Origin of the sequence: Chryseobacterium sp. MFBS3-17 (assembly GCF_020687745.1) — a bacterium.
Classification (GTDB): domain Bacteria; phylum Bacteroidota; class Bacteroidia; order Flavobacteriales; family Weeksellaceae; genus Marnyiella.
In genome coordinates, this window is record NZ_JAJEWK010000008.1 from 141,328 (window position 1) to 162,235 (window position 20,908).

Consider the following 20,908-nt stretch of genomic DNA (forward strand, 5'->3'; position numbering starts at 1 on the left):
TTCTTTGTATAAAAATTAGTTAAAATTTCAGGTCGAGGCCAATATAAAAATTGGCGGGCATAATGGGTGCGTACACCATGCCACCATCGAAGTAGTTACCAAAGGGATTCTGTGCATCAATGATGGGGCGTTCCTGAGTGAAGGACGTAAGGTTCTCACCACCGGCATACACCCGCACTTTCTCACTGAAATCCCGGCCTATCTGTGCGTTCCATGTGAAGTACGCTTCAGAATATGCCGGCAACTGAAATGCTGCAGGATTGGTGCTCATATCCGGCAGACGTTGCTGACCCACCCAGTTCAACGTTGTGTCAAATGACCACAGGGAACCTTTGTCGGTTTTGGTTGTTACATAACCCAGATTCAGGAAGCCGCGGTGTTTGGCCATGAACGGTACTTCTTTGCGTCCAGAGAGATAATCTGCCTGCACATCATAATATTTGTACGCCAGTCGTACTTCAAAATTCTTTACCGGTGAAAAATCCCACTGCGTCTGCAGGCTGTTGGCCCAGGATTGTCCATCCAGGTTATAGAAGGTGATTTTCTGTGCATTCTGATCCAGATCTGCCAGTACCTGATCGGTGAAATCCGTCCGGAAGAAGTCGGCCACAACGGAAGATTTATTTCCGAACAAACGGAATTCCTGCTGCAGGCTTGCCCCGTAGTTCCAGGCAATTTCCGGTTTCAGTCCATAAATGTCGCCGCCACTGTTCAGGATGTCAATGGCTCTGTTTGAGGCAAAATATGCCTGACTTTCTGCAAAAATATTGGCGGTTCTAAATCCTTTGCCGGCAGAAAGCCGCACAATCGTTTTCGGGGTGATGTCGTATTTAAAGTTCAGCCTTGGGGTAAACTGTGTGCCTGCCAGATTGTGGAAATCTGTTCTGGCTCCGGCCACCACCGTATATTTTTCACCGGTAAGGGTGTATTCAAAAAACAGTCCGGGTACGGTTTCTGTACGTTGATAGTTTGTGGCCAGGTAATCTTCGTCATAACGGTCATACAGGAAGCTGGCTCCGGCTTTATACTTGTGATTGGTATTGCCGAATATGCTTTCAAATATCAGATTTGAATAATAGGTGTGTTGCTTCCCGAAATAATCGCGGAGTCCGAAGAAACTGTCCTGCTGATGATAGGTGTACTGGTTCATCCAGCCCAGACTCTGGTAAGGTTTTCCTTTGAAGATATGTCCGGTTTTATTCCACACCTGGAAGCGTGAAATGTCAATACCTACCCCGTATGCACTTTGTTCGCTCTGATCCAGCCGGTGATTATAATCCATCTGTCCGGCATTTCTTTGATCCTGAAGGAAGTTAATCCCAAAATGCGTGGCCCATCCGGAGTGATCCAGATCGCTGTAATTCAGCAGGTAGGTTGCATTCAGCTGTGTGCCTGTAGGCTGGTCCATGAATCCGTCGTCATTGGTGTCCATTTTGGCCAGCGTTCCGTTGCCGTGCAGCAGCACAGAATGGTTCCAGTGGTCATTCAGCGGTGCTGTGTGGGTGATGTTCATTTCGGTACGGGCATTGGCATCGGCAAAGAGATTAATTCCTGTTTCCGGTTCTGTGCTGTGTTTCAGCAGTTCGGTGTTGATTTGCCCGGTAATGCTTTCGTAGCCGTTGGTGACGGTGCTCCCACCTTTGGTAAGCTGTATTCCGCCAATCCATCTGCCGGGAATGAAATTCAGACCATAAGCAGTAGCAAGACCCCGGATTTCCGGGAGCAGTTCTTTGGTAAGACTGGTGTATTTCTGATCCAGTCCCAGCATTTTGAGTTGCTTGGTTCCCGTCACGGCATTGCTGAAAGAAACATCTACCGTGGCATTGGTTTCAAAACTTTCAGAAAGGTTACAGCAGGCCGCTTTCAGGAGTTCTTTTTCGCCAATGTTAAACGTTAATCCCGCCGATTTTCTGCTCAGGGCGGTAGCCGGATTTGATTTGGTTAACGTAACACCTTCGATGCTTTCGTCCACATGATCGGCATGTTGGGTGAAGTCCTGGCGTGGCTCATCTGTGTGTACACGGTCGCTTTTTACCCCCAAAGGCAGTTCGCGGTCATACAGGCAGCACTCGGGCAGGTTATTGTAGGTATTATCGTTAGCCGTAAATTTCACATTGTCATGGCCTGCATCTGCAATTTTCTGCAGAATATGGTCTGCAGAAGTTTTGGAATGGTCGTATTTCAGATTCAGGGTCTGGGTTTCTGCTTCCCAATGGGCAAACGTTGCGCCGGCGTCTTTAGCTGCTTTTTCAATGCGTGTTTTGCAGGAACCGCAGTTGCCTCTCACAAAATAGTGTTCGGCAGCATCGGCAGTGGTTTCGGTGTGTTGCACTTTGGAACGGGTGTAAAGGCAGCAGCCGGGGAGGCTGGCATAGACTTCATCCGGCGCGGTATATTTTTCATTATCATGACCTGCGTCTGCGATGTTTTTCAGGATGGTGTCTGCGGTAACTTTTGATTCATCAAATTGCAGTTCCAGGGTTTGGGTGGATGCGCTCCAGCTGGCGGTCTTTGCTCCTGATTTTTTAGCGGTATTTTCTATTCTGGTTTTGCACATTCCGCAGTCTCCTTTTACCATAAAGGAAGCCTGGGTAAGAGTTTGTGCCAAAAGATTCTGAGACAGCAAAAGACCGAAAATCAGAAGACTTTTCAATAAATTTTTCATTGTTTTTAAAATAAGTTAAGGTTAAAGTAAACGGAGCCGTAGGCTGATGCCTTCGGCAGTAATCTTTAGAAATTAACCTATTTTGGGGGGCTGCCAGATTTTGGAAAGGATATCAGAGATATCGGGGGTTATATACGTGAATTCCGCAGCTGAAGAAATGTTGCGGATTTCGGAATTGATATGGGTAGTGGGATGTCCGTAGAAATAAGCCACTGTAAAATGACAGGCGCCGCAACTGGTACAGTTGGTGGTGCAGTTCTGATCCTGAGTGTCATGGCAGGACTGCTCTTGCTGATCACTGTGGCAGCCGGAAGTTTCGGTTTTTTCCGTTTGGCAGCAGGACATCTGAGCGCTTTGGGCAAAAAATATCTGCTTTGGTACTACAAAGAGTCCCAAAGCAAATATCATTACAATTATTTTTAATCTTTCTGCCATTGCTTCTGCAAAATTACAGAATTTATTTCAATGGAGCACCTACGGCAATATCACAACGGTGACCGGGTTCGCCATGGGGCGGATTCATTCCTGCTGCTGTAGAGGCTACAGCAGGTTTATTCTGCACATTATACGCATTGGGATCGGGTGTTGCAGTGGTGGCAGCAGTAGCAGGCGGTGTAGCGGGTGCGGCCTTGGCCGGGCTGTTCAGCGGGGCACCGACGGCGATGTCGCAACGGTGTCCGGGCTCGCCATGCGGCGGATTCATACCTGCTGCAGTAGGCGTGTTCTGGCTGGGTTTTGCAGCATTCGGGTCTATCTGCAGGGTATTACCGGACGAGGACGGATCTACCACAATCTGTTGGGTATTGCCGGCTCCGGGTGCGCTGTTCAGTGGCGCTCCTACCGGAATTTCACAACGGTGCCCGGGCTGACCGTGAGGCGGGTTCGTTCCCGGTGCAGTAGTCTGACCGGCTACCGCCATAGGCGCGGGACCAGTACTCTGTGGCAACAGTAATCCTGCGGCACTGCTCTTGGCCGCTTCGGTGGTGTTGGCTACAGGTGCCGGTGTCTCATCCTCCAGATACGTCGGCTTTATTTCTTCTTTTTTACAGGCGGCAAGCGAAAGGATAGCGCCTGTTATCAATAGGTTTCTGATTTTCATATCGTTAAAATAATCTACAAAAATAGCAAATTCTTATCAAATGAACCGGAATTTTACTGTTATCAGCGGCGCTCAATATTAATTATTGTCAACATATGCATAAACACCACTTCAATTCCGCTGCTGATGTTCAAGTATTGCGGGTCATTTTTGATGCAATATGGTGGGCGGTGTCAGTTCTTTACCAGGAGTCTGAAGCCTTCGCCGTGTACATTGATGATTTCCAGACCTTCGTCGTCCTTCAGCAGTTTACGCAGTTTCGCTATGTAAACGTCCATACTTCTGGCGGTAAAGTAATTCTCTTTTTTCCAGATTTTTCTGAGTGCCAAATCCCGCGGCATGAAATCGTTGCGGTGCAGGCACAGTAGTTTCAGCAGTTCATTTTCTTTCGGCGAGAGTTTATATTCAAGGTCGCCAACCCGCAACTGGCGCAGCATGGAATCAAAGAAGATATTGCTGATTTTGAACTGTTCTTGTTCTTCATTTTCTATGCTGGTGCTGCGCTGAAGAATGGCCTTTATTTTATACAGAAGCAGTTCAGTATCAAATGGTTTGGTAATGTAGTCATCGGCGCCCAGCTGGTATCCTTTCAGAATGTCCTCGCGCAGGTTCTTGGCGGTAAGGAAGATTATGGGTGTGTTTTTATCAATCTTCTTCACGTCTTCTGCCAGTGAGAAGCCGTCTTTTTTGGGCATCATCACATCAAATATGCAGATGTCAAATTCATTTTCTGTAAACTCTTTCAGTCCCTGCTCGCCGTCTGTGGCCAGGGTTACCTCAAAATTATTGATGGTAAGATAATCTTTCAGAACGGCCCCAAAACTCTGGTCGTCTTCTACTAATAAGATCCTGTTATTCATTGTTTTAAATTGTATTTATTGTTTAACTTACGGCAGTCATCGGCAGTTTCAGGGTAAAGGTGCTGCCTTTGCCCTGTGTAGATTCTACCAGAATCTGGCCCGCGTGGAGTTCTGTTATTTTTTTCACATAGGAAAGTCCGAGGCCCTGTCCTTTTACATTGTGAACATTTCCGGTTTCTTCCCGAAAGAATTTTTCAAAAATCCTTTTTTTATTGTCGGCATCCAGCCCGATTCCTTTATCTGAGATTTCAATCACGTACCAGCTGCCTTCGTTTTTGGTGGTGACTGTAATGTGCGGTGCCTCGGGCGAATATTTATTGGCATTATCCAGCAGGTTGATGATGGCATTGGAAATATGAAATTCATCTACTTTCACAATATACCGGTGGGCCGTGAAATTCTGGTCCAGCGTGCCGTTTCTTTGTTCCACAATCAGGCCGAAACTCTCGGTAATGCCCTTAATGAGGTTTCGCAGATTGGTTTCCTTCAGGAACAGTTGCACTTCATTCCGCTCCAGTTTGCTCATATTCAGGACGTTTTCTACCTGTTTTTTCATCCGCAGATTCTCTTGTTTAATGAGTTGTGAATAGTATTTTACCTTCTCCGGATTGGTAGATATTTTATCATTGGCCAAAGAATCGGTTGCTACAGATATGGTGGCCAGCGGTGTTTTGAATTCATGCGACATATTGTTGATGAAATCGGTCTTGATTTCGGCAATTTTTTTCTGACGCATCATATAATTAATGGAGGTGATGTAGATGCCCAGGATGGTAAGCAAAGACATGAATGTTCCCAGCAGCATGGGCAGGTTATTTCTGGCCAGGGAGTAGCCTTTTCTGGGAAAAACCAGTGCCAGACTGTACTGGGTGCGGTCTTTGCTGTCTGTAAAAAGCGGATAGCTGTAGCTGTCTGATGTTTTTTCATCTTTATAGATATCATTGGCCACAGATGTTAGTTTATTCTTGGTATCCAGAATTCCGAATCCGAATTTTGTCTCAATTCCTTTCAGTTTCAGCTCCCGGGAAACTACAGAGTCCAGTGTTTTACGATCTACCCGGCGTTCTACAGGGACATTGTTGGCATTCAGTTTGGCAAATTCTTTCAGGGTGTATTCGCCGCTTTGTATAGACTGATTCAGATCTGCGGTGAGCAGTTCGGGTGCATTCTGGTCCCTCTTGATGGTGAGCAGTGCTTCATCTGTGTACATGGTGGTCACCTTCAGGCTGTCACCGGAAAGCGAAATCGGGATATCTTTATTTTCAATGATATTTTTGGAGTAGGTAATGGTGCGTTTGGTAGCAGAATCTTCTACCTGCTGTATGGCGGTAAGTGAGGGCTGATTGCTGCGATTGATGACGTCCTGATCCAGATTTTTATATAGGGCATAGTATTTTTCTACCTCCATATCTGAAAGTTTTTTGGTGGATGATTCCAGTGCGGCGTGCACCTTATTAGAGAATTCCTGCTCCAGTGCTTCGTAATAGCTTTTGAGCCAGTAGAACTGAAGTGCCACGAAAACCACTAGGGAGATGGTCATGAATACCGATATAATGGGTATAAATTTATTGTTCATTGAACCTTTTAATTTCAGGTGTTAAAATTACGTCTTTTAACAATATAAATTTAAAAATCTTAGAGATAAAATAATAAATTTTTCTTAAAAGCGTTTCTTTTAACATTTTATTGTGAAAACAAGAGTATGTTTCACACAGATTGCTGTGGTACGGGAGAAAAGATGTTTACCTGCTGCCTTTGATTGTTATAAATATTCCGCAGAATTGTAGAACGCATCGGTCATATGGTTGTGCTATCTTTGACTTCATCCTGGCTTGCAAAACGCGCAACCCGGACTGTAATCCCTTTAAAACTGGTTTATGAGAGCAATCTGGAACGGCGCCATAGGTTTTGGTCTGGTCAATATTCCCATCAAATTGTATTCGGCTACCGATTCGAGTACGCTGGATCTGGATATGCTGGATCAGAAAGACCTGAGCAACATCAAATATAAAAGAGTGAACGAGAACACCGGCAAGGAAGTCGCATGGGAAAACATTGTGAAAGGCTACAAAATAGAAGATAAATACATTGTTCTGAACGATGATGATTTTGCGGCTGTAAGTCCAGAGAAATCAAAAATTTTGAGCATTGCGCAGTTTGTGAAAGAAGCCGAGATAGATCCGGCATTTTTTGAAACGCCTTATTTTCTGGAGCCTCAGAAGAATGGTGAAGCTGCGTATCAACTTTTGCTGAAAGCACTGATAAAGACCAAAATGGCCGGCATAGGATCCTTTATTCTGAGAGAAAGGGAAGTTCTATGCCTCATCAGACCCTATGAAAATAAAATTCTGATGGTGAACCGGATGCGGTATCCTGCAGAAATGCGGGATTTTGATGATTTGAAAATACCCGGCGGCAAAGCACCAAAAGCAGAGGAGCTGAAAATGGCAGAACAGCTGATTAAATCGCTTGCCACGACTTTCGATCCGAAGAAATATAGCGACACCTACAACGAAGATCTCCTGAAAATCATCAGGCAAAAAGCCAAAGGTAAAAAAGTAAAAATTGCAGATGTGAAAGAGCCGAAAGGCAAAGCTTCAGATTTGATGGCCATGCTGAAAGCCAGTCTGCAGAAGGGAAAGAAAAAAGCCGGCTAACCGCTAAAACAATCAGCTATGTCTCTGCAGGAATACAATAAAAAGCGAAACTTCAAGGAAACTTCTGAACCTTCGGGCAAAAAGAAAACCGCCGGAAACAAGTTGAAGTTTGTCATTCAGCGGCATGCAGCCAGCCGCTTGCATTATGACTTCCGGCTGGAAATGGATGGGGTGCTGAAAAGCTGGGCTGTGCCCAAAGGACCGTCCCTGAACCCTGCAGATAAACGCCTCGCCATGATGGTGGAAGACCACCCGTATGACTACCGCACCTTTGAGGGAACCATACCCGAAGGAAATTATGGCGCGGGCGAGGTGGAAATCTGGGACCAGGGAACCTATGAACCCATTGAGCCGGTAAAAGGAAAATCTGATGACCTGGTGATGCGGGCCGAACTGCACAGGGAATCCCTGAAATTTGTGCTGCACGGCGAAAAACTGAAAGGCGAATTTGCCCTCGTCAAAATCAAAAATGCCAAAGATGAAAACGCCTGGCTGCTCATTAAACATAAAGATAAGTTTGCGGTGGAAGAGGATTATGATGCGGAAGCCTATACGGATGAAGACTCCAGAGTCACTGCCCTGCTGAAGGAGAAGGAGCGTAAAAAAAAAAGGATAAATCCGGAGGGGCAAAATCCTTTAAAAATTATACCCCGGCACTTTCCGGGGAAAAGAAACTATCGGAATTCATACGGCCTATGCTCTGTAAAACAGGCAATAAACCATTTGATGATCCCGACTGGATCTTTGAGATAAAATGGGACGGCTACCGCGCTGTGGCAGATTTGCGCGAAGACAAAGTGCGGCTCTATTCCCGAAATGGTCTGGATTTTTCGCAAAAGTTCAAAAAAGTAACCCGTGCGCTGAAACTGCAGGAGCATGAGATGGTGCTGGATGGCGAAATCGTAGCTTATGACGAGCAGGGCAGGCCCAACTTCCAGTGGTTGCAGCGAATTGGTGATGATCCGGATCTGGTTTTGGCCTTTCAGGTGTTTGATCTGCTGTGGCTGAACGGACATGATACCACCGGTCTCACGCTGCTGCAGCGAAAGGAACTGCTGAAAGAAGCGCTGGTGGAAACCGAAATCATCAAATACTGTGACCATATTACAGAAAAAGGCAAAGATTTCTTTGCAGCGGCAGACGAAACGGGTCTGGAAGGCATCATTGCCAAAAGCTCAGAAAGTCTCTACCGGGAGAATATCCGCAGTTCTGAGTGGTTAAAAATAAAAATCAACAAAACAGATGAAGCCCTCATCTGCGGATTCACAGAACCCCGCGGTTCGCGCAAAAAATTCGGTTCGCTGATTCTGGGCAAGTATCAGGACGGTGATCTGGTGTTTTGCGGACATACCGGTACGGGATTTTCGGACCGGATGCTCGATGAATTGTATGAGAAAATGGCGCCACTGATAGTCACCGGTTCCGCTTTCCGGATAACGCCAAAGACCAATGGTAAGGCCACGTGGGTGAAACCCGAACTGGTAGCAGAAATTAAATTTACGGAACTTACCAAAGACCATATCTACCGCCACCCCGTATTTCTGAGGTTGCGGCAGGATAAAGACCCTGCCCAAATAAACTTTGATGCAGCGCAGGAACCCCCAAAAGAAGAACCCGTGAAGAAAGAAGCCCCCAAACGTAAAGCAGAAAAGAAAGATGTTACCAGAAAGATTGGTAAACAAAGTGTGAAGCTCACCAATCAGGACAAGGTGTATTTTCCGGATGATGAGGTCACGAAAGGCGATGTAATAGCCTACTACCAAACTATTTCCAGATACATTCTTCCGCACCTGAAAGGCAGGCCACAGTCCATGAACCGCTACCCGAACGGCATAAAAGGACTGAGTTTTTACCAGAAAGACGCAGCAGATGAAACCCCGGACTGGATTGAAACCCAGAAAGTATTCTCCGAAAGTTCAGATAAATATATTAATTATATCATCTGCAACAATAAAGAAACCTTGGCCTATCTGAACAATCTGGGATGTATAGAACTGAATGTGTGGACCAGCCGCATTTCCACGGCAGATTTCCCGGATTATCTGGTGCTGGATCTGGATCCGTCTGAAAAAAACACCTTCGGAGATGTTATAGAAACGGCGCAGATGGTGCGGGAGTTGCTGGATGCTGCGGGTGTAAAAAGTTATCCCAAAACATCCGGCAGTTCTGGCATTCACGTTTATATTCCTATGGGTGCGGTCTATACGTATGACCAGGTGAAGGATTTCGGGCATGTACTAATGCAGATGGTTCAGGAAAAACTCCCGGATCTCACTACGCTGGAACGGAGTCTGCAAAAGCGGGATAAGAATAAAATCTATCTGGATTACCTGCAAAACCGCCGCGGGCAAACACTGGCCAGCGTGTACAGTCTGCGCCCCCGGAAAGGTGCGCCGGTGTCTATGCCGCTGGATTGGGACGAGGTGAAAACAGGACTGCAACCCACGGATTTCAATATTTTTAATGCGGCAGAGCGGTTAAAGGCCCGGGGAGATCTGTTTAAACCGGTATTGGGTAAGGCTCCGGATTTACTGAAGGTTCTGGAGCAATTTTCCTGATCATCATCAAACAGATCATGCGACAAAAGGTGTCGTGTTTTATTTGGGTGCGTGGTTTTCTTAGAATTATTCTGAAGTCACCTTGCAGGGTTGTTTTAATTGGTCTTAAAATATGCAGCCCATTCTTATCATTACAATTACCCTTGCCATACCTGCTTGTAAGAAGCTTCTAAAAAACGAAAATGTCTTAATACTCAATTAGTTCTTTGAGATTTTAATATTTGGGCACCATTCTCTGGTAGGAGTCCGTGAGAAATTCATTAAAAAAGCCGTTTCATTAAGTTATGAGACGACTTCTTCCTTATTCATTCAATATTTAATTTGTTTTTTATTCTTCCCAATCTTCAGCATAACCATGTTCGGTTATTGTATATAATATTTCCCCTGTTTCTGCATCTACGGCTATATAATGAGAAATGGGGTCTAAATATCCCTCTAAACGGCAAGTGACAATATAAGTATCTCTTTCTTGCTCATCATATTTTCCATAATTTATATAAGCATTATTTTCTAAATATATTTTTTCTAAAGATGCTATTTCAATGTAGTCCCTCTCTCTCTTTTATATATTTTTTTACATTTTCCAATGCTTTTTCTTTGGTTATCATATTTCTATTCTTCCCAATCTTCGGCATAGCCATGCTCTGTCATAGTAAATAACACTTCGCCTGTTTCTGCATCGACATAGACAAAGTTAGGTACATCTCCATAATAACCTTCGATATCATAATTTACAACATAAACATCTTTTTTTTGGTCTTCATACTTACCGTATGGAACTTCTATTTTCTCCTTCATTTGGACTCTCTCTCTCTATATAGACATAGCTTCTATTCTTTTTCTTTATATATTGTTCGACATTTTGAACTGCCTGTTCTTTTGTTATCATCACTATTTATTTTGAATTTAAGATTATATCAAGATTTGCTTCTTGTCTTTTTTTAGAGATGTCATCTAAATTAAATGGTAAAGTTTCTTTTATTGGATTACCTAAATTGTCCGTGATCCCGTATTTGTGATATCTGTCATTTATGTACCATTCAGCATGCTTTAATTCTTTCCTGTTCAGATACTTTGAATGCTCTACCATCTTGTCATAAACAAACTTCTCTCTCTTCACCAGAGGTTTTTGCATAAATGATTTCATGCCTGTTGCGTTGCAGTCCCGTATATGCATTAGTTCGTGAAGCAGTTCATATACTGTGGCATCTTCCCGTATCACGAGTTTCATTTTTTTACCGTCAGTGATCAAAAGTGCCGCATTCTTAGGACTCATTTCAAAAACTTTTCCTGATGGGTAGAAAAAACCTTCAACTTGAAAAGCCCCCGCTGCCGCACGAATCCTTTCGTGTGGCCGCTTCCCCGCCGTTCCTTAAAGACCAAACATTCTAAAAATGACAACATTGTCCAAAAGGCCTTTTTCATCAGCATAATCTACGGCACTGCTGTATTTGTAATCTTCTGCCCGAAAAACCAAACCTGCGTCAACAGGATTTTGATGTATATAATTAATTTTTTGGTTAATAACATGATTGCTCCATAGTTCAACAGGTTTATTATCGTGTCTCCAGAATTGATAGTGTTTTACATTTGAACTTTTTGAGCTTTCTCTTAGAAAGAAATTCAATAAGAATTCTTTTCTGCTTTCGGTTGGGTTTTCTTTGATGGCTTGTACAATTGCTCTGCTGGTAAATCTTTTTAAGTCACCAATAAGAAGTTCAGGTTTTTGTCCGTCTATGCTCCTAAAAACTAAATGAACATGGCTGGACATGATGCACCAGGCATGAATTTCCAAACCTTTATTCTGCTGACAGAATCTTACACTTTCCAAAAAAATGTCTTTGTATTCGTTCCGGACAAATACATCAAGCCAGCCTACAACCGCAAAACTCACGAAATATAAACCTTCAGGATTATGAAATTTGTAATTTCAGCTCATCTCTATGTTTTCATAAAGATAAAAATACTATAATTTTAGAAATTTCCGGTTAGAATAAAAAACCACATGAGCGGTTCGTGCGGCAGAGGTGTGTATGTTTGCCGGGAGCGAATCTTTGGCCATCCCTTAGAAAAACGTTATTTTTGATAAAACAATTGACATGAGCCACCAGACCATTTTTAAAACCGATCCGAAAGCGGCCACTATTTTTGTCATGAAAGTCCTGCCGGCAGATGTTTCTGAACTGTGGGAATATTTTGCAGACCGCAATCTGCTCAGCAGCTGGTGTGCACCGCAACCCTGGCGCTGCGAAATTTTGTCCATGAACTTCACTCCCGGCGGAAAATGGCATTATGCCATGGCCGGTCCCAATGGCGAACGGGAATATGCCGGCGTACGTTACAACGAAATCCGGAAAAACCGAACGATTTCATGGTCCGATTTTTTTGCAGATGAAAATGGTGTAGAAAATGTCAATCTGCCCCTCACAGACTGGCTCATTGGGTTTACCGGTGTGCAGCAGGGCGCAAAACTCACCATCAACATTCACTGCAAAAGCCCGGAAGATTTTCAGAAACTGCTGGATATGGGTTTTGAAGAGGGTTTTAAAATGACGCTGGATCACCTGTACAAGGTGATGGCTGCGCACAGGGCAACAGCCGGCTCAGAATAAATCCTCGTCCATAAAATACTGAATGATGGCTTTTTTCATGAGGATTTGCTGCTCATTCGGCCGCAGTTCGGGCATGGGTTCCAACGGGTCGAAATGGGGGAATCCGTCATCGTCATAATGCGAAAATTCATAGTACCCAAACGGTTGCAGTAATCTGCAGACTGCTATATGCAGAATATTCAGTTTGTCATCTTTGGTGTATTTCTGGGCGCCGCTGCCCAGTTCCTGTACCCCAATGAGGAACAAAATGGTGTCCAGCGCCGGATTTTTACCGGTGTCAAAGCGTTCTTCAAAAAACTGTTCTACCCGGGCCCATAGCTGGCCTTCTGTAATATTGCTCATGCTGTAATTCCTTCTAGTTTTAGTAAAAATGCAATTTCCAGGGCGTCTTCCTTCAGACTTTCAAAACGGCCGCTGGCTCCGCCGTGTCCTGAGCTCATATCGGTTTTGAAAATGATGAGGTGGTCATCTGTTTTCAGTTCCCGAAGCCTGGCTACCCACTTTGCTGGTTCCCAGTATTGTACCTGAGAATCATGCAGCCCTGTGGTAATGAGCATATGAGGATAGTCGGTTTCCCGCACATTGTCATACGGAGAGTAGGATTTCATATACTCGTAATACTCTTTTTCATTGGGATTTCCCCATTCGTCATATTCCCCGGTGGTCAGCGGTATGGTTTCGTCCAGCATGGTGGTCACCACATCTACGAAAGGGACCTGAGCCACAACGCCATGAAAGAGTTGTGGTTCTTCATTGATGACCGCTCCTACCAGCAGTCCACCGGCAGAACCTCCCATGGCATAGAGATGAGCCGATGAGGTGTAATGTTCCGTGATGAGATGTTTTGCGGCATCTATAAAGTCAAAAAATGTATTCTTTTTATTCAGCATTTTGCCGTCTTCATACCAGTCTCTTCCCAGGTATTCCCCGCCACGGATGTGGGCAATGGCGTAGATGAAGCCCCGGTCCAGCAGGGAGAGCCGTACATTGGAAAAGCTGGCATCTACCGTATGTCCGTAACTGCCGTACCCGTACAGCAGCAGCGGCGTGCGGGCTGACTTCACCGTATCTTTATGGTAAACAAGCGACACCGGAATCCGGGATTTTCCGTCGCGTGAGGGCGCCCATATTCTTTCGGAAACATAATTTCCGGCCACAAATTTTCCGCCCAGTACTTCCTGTTCTTTCAGCAGGGTAGTGGTTTTCTCCTGCATATCGTATTCAAATGTAGAATTCGGCCGGGTGAGGGAAGTATAGCCGTAGCGGAGGGTATGGGTAGCAAATTCCAGATTAATCCCAATGTAGGCCGTATAGGTAGGGTCTGAAAACGGCAGGTAATGAGAGGACTGATTGTTGTGGTCAATGATTTTAAGTTGTAGCAGGCCTTCTGTTCTTTCCTCCAGCACCAGATAGTCGCGGAAGATTTCAAAACCCTCCAGCAAAGTGTCTTCACGGTGCGGAATGAGATCCTGCCAGTGTGCGATGCCGCACTGTGCCACCGGTGTTTTCACAATTTTGAAGTTGGTGGCGTCATTTGCATTGGTGATGATATAAAAATCATTGCCAAAATGTTCTACAGAATATTCCAGATCTGCCATACGCGGCTGCAGAATGGTCCATGGCGCATCCACATCAGTTGCCGGGACAAAGCGGTGCTCGTCTGAAACTGTGCTGGAGCTGGCAATGAAAATGTATTCCAGGGATTTTGTTTTGAAGACGTTGACATCAAATGCCTCATCTTCTTCGTGAAACACCAGCATATCTTCGGACTGTGCGGTGCCCAATTCGTGACGCCATACCTGGTAAGCTCGCAGGTTTTTATCTTTTCTGATGTAGAATACATGCCGGTTGTCTGCAGCCCACACGGATTTTCCGGTGGTGTTTTCCAGCCGGTCCGGCAGCAGTGCGCCGGTCATCAGGTTTTTAAAGTGAATGGTAAAGATTCTGCGACCCAGCGTGTCGGTAGAGAATGCCGCCAGTTGATTGTCCGGACTCACCGCGGCACTTCCCAGATCAAAGTAGGCAAAATCTTTGGCCATAATATTGGCATCCAGCATGATTTCTTCGGGCGCATCCAGTGAAAGGTGCTTCCTGCTGAATACCGGGTATTCCTGGCCTTTTTCGTAGCGTACAATATACCAGTATTCATTAAAGAAATAGGGAATAGACTCATCATCTTTTTTATACCGGGCTTTCATTTCCTCATAAAGCGCTTCCTGCAGAGGCTCGGTATCCTTCATCACGTGCGTGGCATAGTCGTTCTCGGCACGGAGGTAACCGGTCACTTCCGGGTTATCCCGTTCATTCATCCAGAAATAGGCATCGGTTCTGTGGTCGCCGTGTTTTTCCAGTAGGGTATTTATTTTCTTTGCCTTTGGAGCTTGCATAATTGTGTAAAAAGAGTTCAAATGTAAAATAAAAAACCATCTTTTCTGGCTGAAAAGACGGTTTTTGGATATTTTTAATAGAATTATTTATTCATATTGCGGATGTACTTCTCTATGGCCATCGTCATAGAAGGAGTTTCCTTGGTGGGTGCCATCACATCTACCTTCAGTCCGGTTTCTTCGGCTGCACTCTGTGTGGTAGGTCCGAAAACGGCAATTTTGGTATCGCCTTGCTTAAAGTCTTCAAAGTTCTGATGCAGAGATCTGATGCCCTGCGGACTGAAAAAAACCAGCATGTCATAATCCTTGATGGAGATATCTGTAAGGTCTGAGCAAACGGTTCTGTACATGATGGCGCGGGTCCAGTCCAGGTTGGCTTTATCCAGTGTGGCCGGAATATCGGGACTCAGCACATCTGATGAAGGCAGTAAATATTTTTCTGACGGAAATTTCTTGAAAAGCGGAGCCATGTCGGCAAAAGTCTTTTCACCGAAACTGATTTTTCTTTTCCGGTAAACAATGTGCTTTTGCAGGTAGTTCGCAATGGCTTCACTCTGGCAGATGTATCTCATGGAATCAGGAACGCTGAAACGCATTTCTTCTGCCAGTCTGAAATAGTGGTCTATCGCATTTTTACTGGTGAAGATGATACCGGTGTACTGGTTCAGATCTATTTTTTGAGTACGGAGCTCTTTATTATCCAAACCTTCCACATGGATAAAAGGTCTAAAATCTATTTTGATTTTTTCCTTCTTTGCCATTTCCAGATACGGGGAAGACTCGTTCGGCGCAGGCTGAGATACAAGAATAGACTTTATTTTCATTGTGTATTTGTATTTTAAAAAAACAATAGTTTCCAGAGTGCCAGTAAAGGCATAATTTGGAGGGTGCAAATATACAAAAATTTATAATACCATTCCGGGGGCAGGATTTGATTTTTGTGAAACAGGTAGTAAAACTGTTTGAAAATCACAACCAAAGCAAAGGAAATTACATAAATATGCAGCATTTCTGCTTTATGGGTTATAAAATAGTAATGACCTGTACACGCTGCCATGAGGAAGAGCGACAGGACAAAGTAAAACCGGGTGGCGGTAAAGGTAAACGCCGGCCAGCGGCGGGAAAAGCCCACACTCTGGAAGAACAGATAGCTCAGCGCTGCCTTGCACAGATAAAACAGGACCAGTGTCAGAAATGTAAACCCGAATTTGTTCAGCTGCAGCCCCAGAATCTGCAGTTCGCTCACGGCTTTGGGAACGATGGGGATGTGTTGTGAGATGAGTGCTGCAAGTGTAAGGCAAGTTACCAGCGATACAATGACCCAACTGATGAAAAGGTTGCTGGATTCTGCAAATTCCTGCTGCAGGAATGATTTTACACTGGCGTCGCGGTGGAGCGAAATCATCATAAAAACATATAAAAAAGCGCAGCACAGCAATAAAATGATTACCCAATCGTTGTTTTCGGGAATCCGCACGTCATTAGAGATACTGATGAATGAAATCAAACCACAAATTTTTGCAAAAATAGGATTATTTTAAAATGTAAATGCTGTGCAGAAATTAAACTATCTTTGCAGACTGTAATGAAAAAACTCGTTATTATACCTACCTATAATGAAAAGGAGAATATCCGCGGCATTTTGTCTGCGGTGTTTGCCCTGAAGGGTGATTTTCATGTGCTGGTGGTAGATGATTCGTCACCAGACGGAACCGCAGATCTGGTGCGCGAAATGCAGCAGAATCACCCCGAACATCTGCACCTCAGTGTGCGCAAAGTGAAGGACGGACTGGGCAAAGCCTATATCCATGGCTTCAGATGGGCATTGCAGAATGGCTACGACTATATTTTTGAGATGGATGCGGATTTTTCTCACAATCCCGCAGATTTACCAAGACTTTTTGAAGCGTGCAAGAACGCAGATATGAGTGTGGGATCCCGCTATTCTACAGGTGTAAATGTGGTAAACTGGCCCATGGGACGGGTGCTGCTCTCTTATTTCGCATCCGGGTATGTGCGCTTCATTCTGGGAATTCCTGTGCATGATACCACGGCCGGTTTTGTATGCTTTTCCAGACGCGTGCTGGAGGGAATCGGCATTGATAATGTGCGCCTGAAAGGGTATGGATTTCAGGTAGAGATGAAGTTCAGGGCCCATAAAAAAGGTTTTAAAATTGTAGAAGTGCCCATTATTTTCACCAACCGCATTCAGGGCGAGAGTAAAATGAATGGCGGGATTATAGGAGAAGCTGTTTTTGGTGTGCTAAGGTTGAAATGGCAATCCTTAATCGGAAAACTGTAGGAATGAAACAAATACGGTATCTTTTTCTGATTTTGTTTATGGTTTCCTGCTCGAAATATGCAGAGGAACCCAAAAATCTGCTGTCTCAGGAAAAAATGGCGCAGATTCTGGCAGATATTGCCATCAGCGACGAATCTTTCCGGGTGAATGCTGATGCCAATATTGAAACCGGTACCCGCCAGGTCATGCATCAGCATAAGGTAACCGCCACAGATTTTTCTGAAAGCTACAAGTATTACTCCATCACAAAAGAAATAGAAGGTATTCTGGAAAAAGCCCAGACAATTGTCCGGAAAAAACACCCGGAAGCAGCAAAATTTATAAAGCAGGAACAGGAAAAGTCTGCAGAGACCAGTCCGTTCATAAAATAAGATGAAGCAGAACATTTTTGAAATAGAAAAAACTTCAGAAAGCAAAGCCCGTGCAGGAGTGATTACCACAGACCACGGCAGCATTCAGACCCCCATATTTATGCCGGTAGGCACCGTAGCTTCTGTAAAAACGGTACATCAGCGCGAATTGAAGGATGATATCAACGCTGATATTATCCTCGGAAATACCTATCATTTATACCTTCGCCCGGGCATGGATACCATGACCAAAGCCGGCGGACTGCACCGGTTTATGAACTGGGACCGTCCCATTCTGACCGACTCTGGCGGTTATCAGGTGTTTTCTCTGGCTTCATCCAGAAAAATGACCGAGGAAGGCGTGAAATTCAAATCGCATATAGACGGCAGTTATCACTTCATTTCGCCGGAGAAATCTATGGAAATCCAGAGACAGATCGGTGCCGATATTTTTATGGCTTTTGATGAATGTACGCCATATCCGTGCGAGTACAATCAGGCGAAAACTTCCATGGAACTCACCCACCGGTGGCTGAAAAGATGTATAGAGTGGTGCCGTGAAAATCCTGAACTGTACGGTCATCAGCAGCATTTATTCCCTATCGTACAGGGGTCTACGTATTCGGATTTAAGAAAAATTTCGGCAGAGGTGATTGCAGAAAGTGATGCCGCCGGCAATGCCATCGGTGGCTTGTCTGTAGGAGAGCCGGAAGAAGAAATGTACCGCATTACCGATGTGGTGACGGATATTTTGCCGAAAGAAAAACCAAGATACCTGATGGGTGTGGGGACTCCGTGGAATATTCTGGAATCCATAGGCCTGGGAATTGACATGATGGATTGTGTGATGCCTACCAGAAATGCACGAAATGCGATGCTCTTCACCTGGAACGGCGTAATGAACATGAAAAACGAAAAGTGGAAGCAGGATTTCTCTCCGCTGGATGAGTCCGGAACCAGTTTTGTAGATTATGAATACTCCAAAGCCTATGTAAGACATTTGTTTGTTGCTAAAGAATATCTGGCCAAGCAGATTGCATCCATTCACAATCTGGCCTTTTATCTGGATCTGGTTCGGGTAGCCCGGGAGCATATCGTGGCAGGCGATTTTTATCAGTGGAAGGATTCTGTACTGCCGGGTCTGCGCCAGCGCTTGTAAGATTGTAAACAATAATGGGAATTATAGACCGCTATATCATCAGGAAATACCTCGGAACTTTCGGGTTTATTTTGCTGTTGCTTTCTACAGTGGTCCTGGTAATTGATGTACAGGCAAAAAAGCCCAGAATTGAGGAAAACGGCTTTCAGCTTTCCGAATTCCTTACCGGCTATTACCCGTTCTGGATTATTTACCTCATCATGACCTTCATGTCTATTCTGGTATTTATATCCGTGATCTTTTTCACGTCCAGAATGGCCAATAATACCGAAATTGTAGCCATCATCAGCAGTGGTGCCAGTTTTCACCGCTTTGCCAGACCCTACCTCATTACCTCGCTCATCATTGCGGTTTTTGCACTCGTGGTCAATCATTTTGTGCTGCCCTGGGCCAATATCAAGAAAAATGAACTGGAGGTGTACACCATGAATGCGGTGAAGCGGGAATCCATCATTGGGAGTGCTCCTGTCTCCACGCAGCTCAATCCGCACGAGTATATCTTCATCCACAGCTATAACAAGAAAGAAAAACGGGGTTCCGGATTCAGCTATAAAAAGTATGATCAGAACAAGCGGCTGGTGTACCAGTTGCTGGCCTCAGAAATGCACTGGGATGCCAAGCTGAAGAAATTTATTCTGACAGGGTTCTATGAAAAAACCATATTGCCCAATGATACAGAGAAACTGAATAACGGCAGCCAGATTGCCAAAAGTTTCGGTTTTCCGCCGGAGGAATTGTTTCCCGATCAGTTGCTGGGACAGACCAAAACCACTCCCGAGCTGCTGAAATTCATCCAGCGGGAAAAAGACAAAGGAAACAGCAATCTGAATACCTATCAGAACGAACTGTACCAGCGTACATCCATGCCGGTAGCCGTGATTGTGCTTACTTTTCTGGCACTCTCTTTATCCTCTCAGAAAAAACGGGGTGGCCTGGGGGTGAATCTGGCCATAGGGATTGCACTGGCCTTTATTTTTGTATTTTCTTTTGAAGCTTTGAAGGTGGTTTCAGAGAATAAAACGCTCACGCCGCTGCTGGCCATGTGGATGCCCAATATTGTATTTGGCCCGCTGGCTGCTGTTCTCTACTGGAAGCGGGCCAATCAGTAAAGCATCGCAATTTCCTTGTGGTAAAATTTCTGAAGTCCCTCATTCTCCAGATCAATCCATACATATCCGCTGGCATCTGCCGATTTTATAATGCCATTTTGGCGTATTTTGTTTTTTTCAAATACCGAAATCTGATTTTTCCGGTACAGATGGGTATTGTAACCGGCCAGAATTTGCTCCTCCGGCACGGGTGCGGTAATCCCTGCGGCCAGAAACTCAAACAAGTCTTCACTTATTTTTTTCGGACTGTATGTGATTCCGGTTTGCGTTTTCAGCGACCCTGCTCTCGGAATATCTCCGAAAGTTTCCTGCAGTACATTGATGCCCGCACCAATCAGGTAATATTCATGGTTTTGGTGTTTTCTTTTTTCAATCAGAATGCCGCAAATCTTTTTATGTTCCAGAATCAGGTCATTGGGCCATTTAATTTTCACGTCGCGGTTTGTCAATTTGGCCAGAAAATCGCGGATCAGGACCGCGGTATGGAAATTGAATAAAGAATCGGAGTGTTGCAAAGTGCTTTGACGCACGGCTACGGTGAGGGCTATGCTCTCATGGGCAGGGGCGCTCCACGAGTTTCCATACTGCCCGCGGCCATGGGTTTGATTCAGGGTGTAAAGTCCGGCTACAACAGTAGATCCGGGTCTCAGAAACCTTAAGAGTTCATCATTGGTTGAGGTGCACTGAGGGAGGTAAAACAGTTGGGTCATTAAGAAAGTTTTAGTACTTTGCAGGATGTGAAAATAAAGAAAAAAGAATAAATTTGCAGATTATACCAATTTTTAATGAGTAAAAATACAGATAAACAATTACTGATCACACAAATTGTGGACGCTATACAAGATACCAACGGGGAAGATATCATGATTTTTGACCTTTCCGGTATTGAAAATTCAGTAGCCGAAACCTTTGTCATTTGCAGTGGAAATTCCAATACACAGGTTTCTGCCATTGCAGGAAATATTGAGAAAAAAGTACGAAACGAATTGCAGGAACGGCCCTGGCATGTAGAGGGTTCAGAAAATGCGATGTGGGTGCTGGTAGACTATGTGTCTGTGGTGGTTCACGTTTTCCAGAAGCAGGTTCGGGAGTATTACGATATAGAAGAGCTTTGGGGTGATGCTAAAATTACCAGAATCGAAGCTTAATT

At 44.7% G+C, this 20,908-nt stretch carries 21 protein-coding genes and 1 pseudogene; 9 read left to right on the forward strand and 13 right to left on the reverse strand.

From position 1 onward, the window contains the following. Window positions 1-19: 19 nt before the first annotated feature. The 5 genes from LKO26_RS06130 to LKO26_RS06150 all read right to left on the reverse strand — a co-directional run bounded on the left by LKO26_RS06130 (window position 20) and on the right by LKO26_RS06150 (window position 6,200). A complete protein-coding gene (locus tag LKO26_RS06130) occupies window positions 20-2,665 on the reverse strand; it encodes a TonB-dependent receptor domain-containing protein (RefSeq protein ID WP_227586968.1) in 2,646 nt (881 codons plus the stop codon). A 72-nt stretch (window positions 2,666-2,737) separates the two neighbouring features. After that, complete coding sequence (locus LKO26_RS06135) at window positions 2,738-3,073, reverse strand: hypothetical protein (RefSeq protein ID WP_227586969.1); 336 nt, start codon at window positions 3,071-3,073, stop codon at window positions 2,738-2,740. A 49-nt stretch (window positions 3,074-3,122) separates the two neighbouring features. Continuing rightward, a complete protein-coding gene (locus LKO26_RS06140) occupies window positions 3,123-3,764 on the reverse strand; it encodes a hypothetical protein (protein WP_227586970.1) in 642 nt (213 codons plus the stop codon). A gap of 173 nt (window positions 3,765-3,937) precedes the next feature. After that, window positions 3,938-4,624 carry a response regulator transcription factor gene (locus LKO26_RS06145; protein WP_227586971.1) on the reverse strand — a complete coding sequence of 229 codons (687 nt, stop codon included), beginning with the start codon at window positions 4,622-4,624 and terminating at the stop codon, window positions 3,938-3,940. Between the two features lie 22 nt (window positions 4,625-4,646). Then, window positions 4,647-6,200: a sensor histidine kinase gene (locus LKO26_RS06150; protein WP_227586972.1), complete on the reverse strand. Its 1,554-nt coding sequence runs from the start codon at window positions 6,198-6,200 to the stop codon at window positions 4,647-4,649. Window positions 6,201-6,501: 301 nt separating this feature from the next. Here LKO26_RS06150 and LKO26_RS06155 point away from each other — a divergent pair, with 301 nt between their 5' ends. From LKO26_RS06155 to ligD, 3 genes are read left to right on the forward strand one after another with little or no spacing between them, the layout of a single operon-like run. After that, complete coding sequence (locus tag LKO26_RS06155) at window positions 6,502-7,281, forward strand: Ku protein (RefSeq protein WP_227586973.1); 780 nt, start codon at window positions 6,502-6,504, stop codon at window positions 7,279-7,281. Window positions 7,282-7,299: 18 nt separating this feature from the next. Further along, complete coding sequence (locus LKO26_RS06160) at window positions 7,300-8,034, forward strand: DNA polymerase ligase N-terminal domain-containing protein (RefSeq protein ID WP_227586974.1); 735 nt, start codon at window positions 7,300-7,302, stop codon at window positions 8,032-8,034. Next, window positions 7,977-9,839 carry a DNA ligase D gene (ligD, locus tag LKO26_RS06165; RefSeq protein WP_227586975.1) on the forward strand — a complete coding sequence of 621 codons (1,863 nt, stop codon included), beginning with the start codon at window positions 7,977-7,979 and terminating at the stop codon, window positions 9,837-9,839. Before LKO26_RS06160 ends, ligD begins: the two co-directional genes overlap by 58 nt. 612 nt (window positions 9,840-10,451) lie before the next feature. Here the strand turns inward: ligD and LKO26_RS06170 are convergent. The 3 genes and pseudogenes from LKO26_RS06170 to LKO26_RS06180 all read right to left on the reverse strand — a co-directional run. Beyond that, entirely contained in the window at window positions 10,452-10,637 is a 186-nt protein-coding gene (locus tag LKO26_RS06170; RefSeq protein ID WP_227586976.1) for a hypothetical protein, read from the reverse strand. Window positions 10,638-10,734: 97 nt separating this feature from the next. Then, on the reverse strand, window positions 10,735-11,115 hold the full coding sequence (locus LKO26_RS06175; RefSeq protein WP_227586977.1) for a zincin-like metallopeptidase toxin domain-containing protein: 381 nt from the start codon (window positions 11,113-11,115) through the stop codon (window positions 10,735-10,737). Window positions 11,116-11,211: 96 nt separating this feature from the next. Further along, window positions 11,212-11,751: pseudogene (locus tag LKO26_RS06180) on the reverse strand (REP-associated tyrosine transposase); the annotation flags it as partial. Window positions 11,752-11,938: 187 nt separating this feature from the next. Between LKO26_RS06180 and LKO26_RS06185 the strand changes: the two are divergent. After that, window positions 11,939-12,451, forward strand: a complete 513-nt coding sequence (locus tag LKO26_RS06185; protein WP_227586979.1) for an SRPBCC domain-containing protein — start codon at window positions 11,939-11,941, stop codon at window positions 12,449-12,451. Here LKO26_RS06185 and LKO26_RS06190 read toward each other — a convergent pair. The 4 genes from LKO26_RS06190 to LKO26_RS06205 form a co-directional block, all read right to left on the reverse strand. Next, window positions 12,443-12,793 carry a hypothetical protein gene (locus LKO26_RS06190; protein ID WP_227586980.1) on the reverse strand — a complete coding sequence of 117 codons (351 nt, stop codon included), beginning with the start codon at window positions 12,791-12,793 and terminating at the stop codon, window positions 12,443-12,445. The genes LKO26_RS06185 and LKO26_RS06190 overlap by 9 nt on opposite strands. Further along, a complete protein-coding gene (locus tag LKO26_RS06195) occupies window positions 12,790-14,838 on the reverse strand; it encodes a S9 family peptidase (protein ID WP_227586981.1) in 2,049 nt (682 codons plus the stop codon). The genes LKO26_RS06190 and LKO26_RS06195 overlap by 4 nt, the downstream gene beginning before the upstream one ends. Before the next feature lie 83 nt (window positions 14,839-14,921). Beyond that, complete coding sequence (locus tag LKO26_RS06200) at window positions 14,922-15,662, reverse strand: uroporphyrinogen-III synthase (protein WP_227586982.1); 741 nt, start codon at window positions 15,660-15,662, stop codon at window positions 14,922-14,924. 14 nt (window positions 15,663-15,676) lie between these two features. Beyond that, window positions 15,677-16,345, reverse strand: a complete 669-nt coding sequence (locus tag LKO26_RS06205) for a DUF4271 domain-containing protein (protein WP_227586983.1) — start codon at window positions 16,343-16,345, stop codon at window positions 15,677-15,679. A gap of 78 nt (window positions 16,346-16,423) precedes the next feature. On the opposite strand from LKO26_RS06205, the gene LKO26_RS06210 reads away from it, so the two are divergent. The 4 genes from LKO26_RS06210 to LKO26_RS06225 are packed head-to-tail and all read left to right on the forward strand — an operon-like array spanning window position 16,424 to window position 19,758. Continuing rightward, window positions 16,424-17,140, forward strand: a complete 717-nt coding sequence (locus LKO26_RS06210; RefSeq protein WP_227586984.1) for a polyprenol monophosphomannose synthase — start codon at window positions 16,424-16,426, stop codon at window positions 17,138-17,140. A gap of 2 nt (window positions 17,141-17,142) precedes the next feature. After that, window positions 17,143-17,511, forward strand: coding sequence for a DUF4296 domain-containing protein (locus LKO26_RS06215; RefSeq protein WP_227586985.1), 369 nt, complete (start codon window positions 17,143-17,145; stop codon window positions 17,509-17,511). 1 nt (window position 17,512) lies between these two features. Further along, window positions 17,513-18,649 (forward strand): tRNA guanosine(34) transglycosylase Tgt, encoded by a 1,137-nt coding sequence (gene tgt, locus LKO26_RS06220; RefSeq protein ID WP_227586986.1) that lies wholly within the window; start codon window positions 17,513-17,515, stop codon window positions 18,647-18,649. Between the two features lie 14 nt (window positions 18,650-18,663). Next, window positions 18,664-19,758 carry an LptF/LptG family permease gene (locus LKO26_RS06225; protein WP_227586987.1) on the forward strand — a complete coding sequence of 365 codons (1,095 nt, stop codon included), beginning with the start codon at window positions 18,664-18,666 and terminating at the stop codon, window positions 19,756-19,758. Here LKO26_RS06225 and LKO26_RS06230 read toward each other — a convergent pair. Beyond that, window positions 19,752-20,468, reverse strand: coding sequence for a biotin--[acetyl-CoA-carboxylase] ligase (locus LKO26_RS06230; RefSeq protein ID WP_227586988.1), 717 nt, complete (start codon window positions 20,466-20,468; stop codon window positions 19,752-19,754). The two genes, LKO26_RS06225 and LKO26_RS06230, sit on opposite strands and share 7 nt — an antisense overlap. Window positions 20,469-20,543: 75 nt before the next feature. Between LKO26_RS06230 and rsfS the strand changes: the two genes are divergently transcribed. Beyond that, complete coding sequence (gene rsfS, locus LKO26_RS06235) at window positions 20,544-20,906, forward strand: ribosome silencing factor (RefSeq protein ID WP_227586989.1); 363 nt, start codon at window positions 20,544-20,546, stop codon at window positions 20,904-20,906. Window positions 20,907-20,908 lie beyond the last annotated feature (2 nt).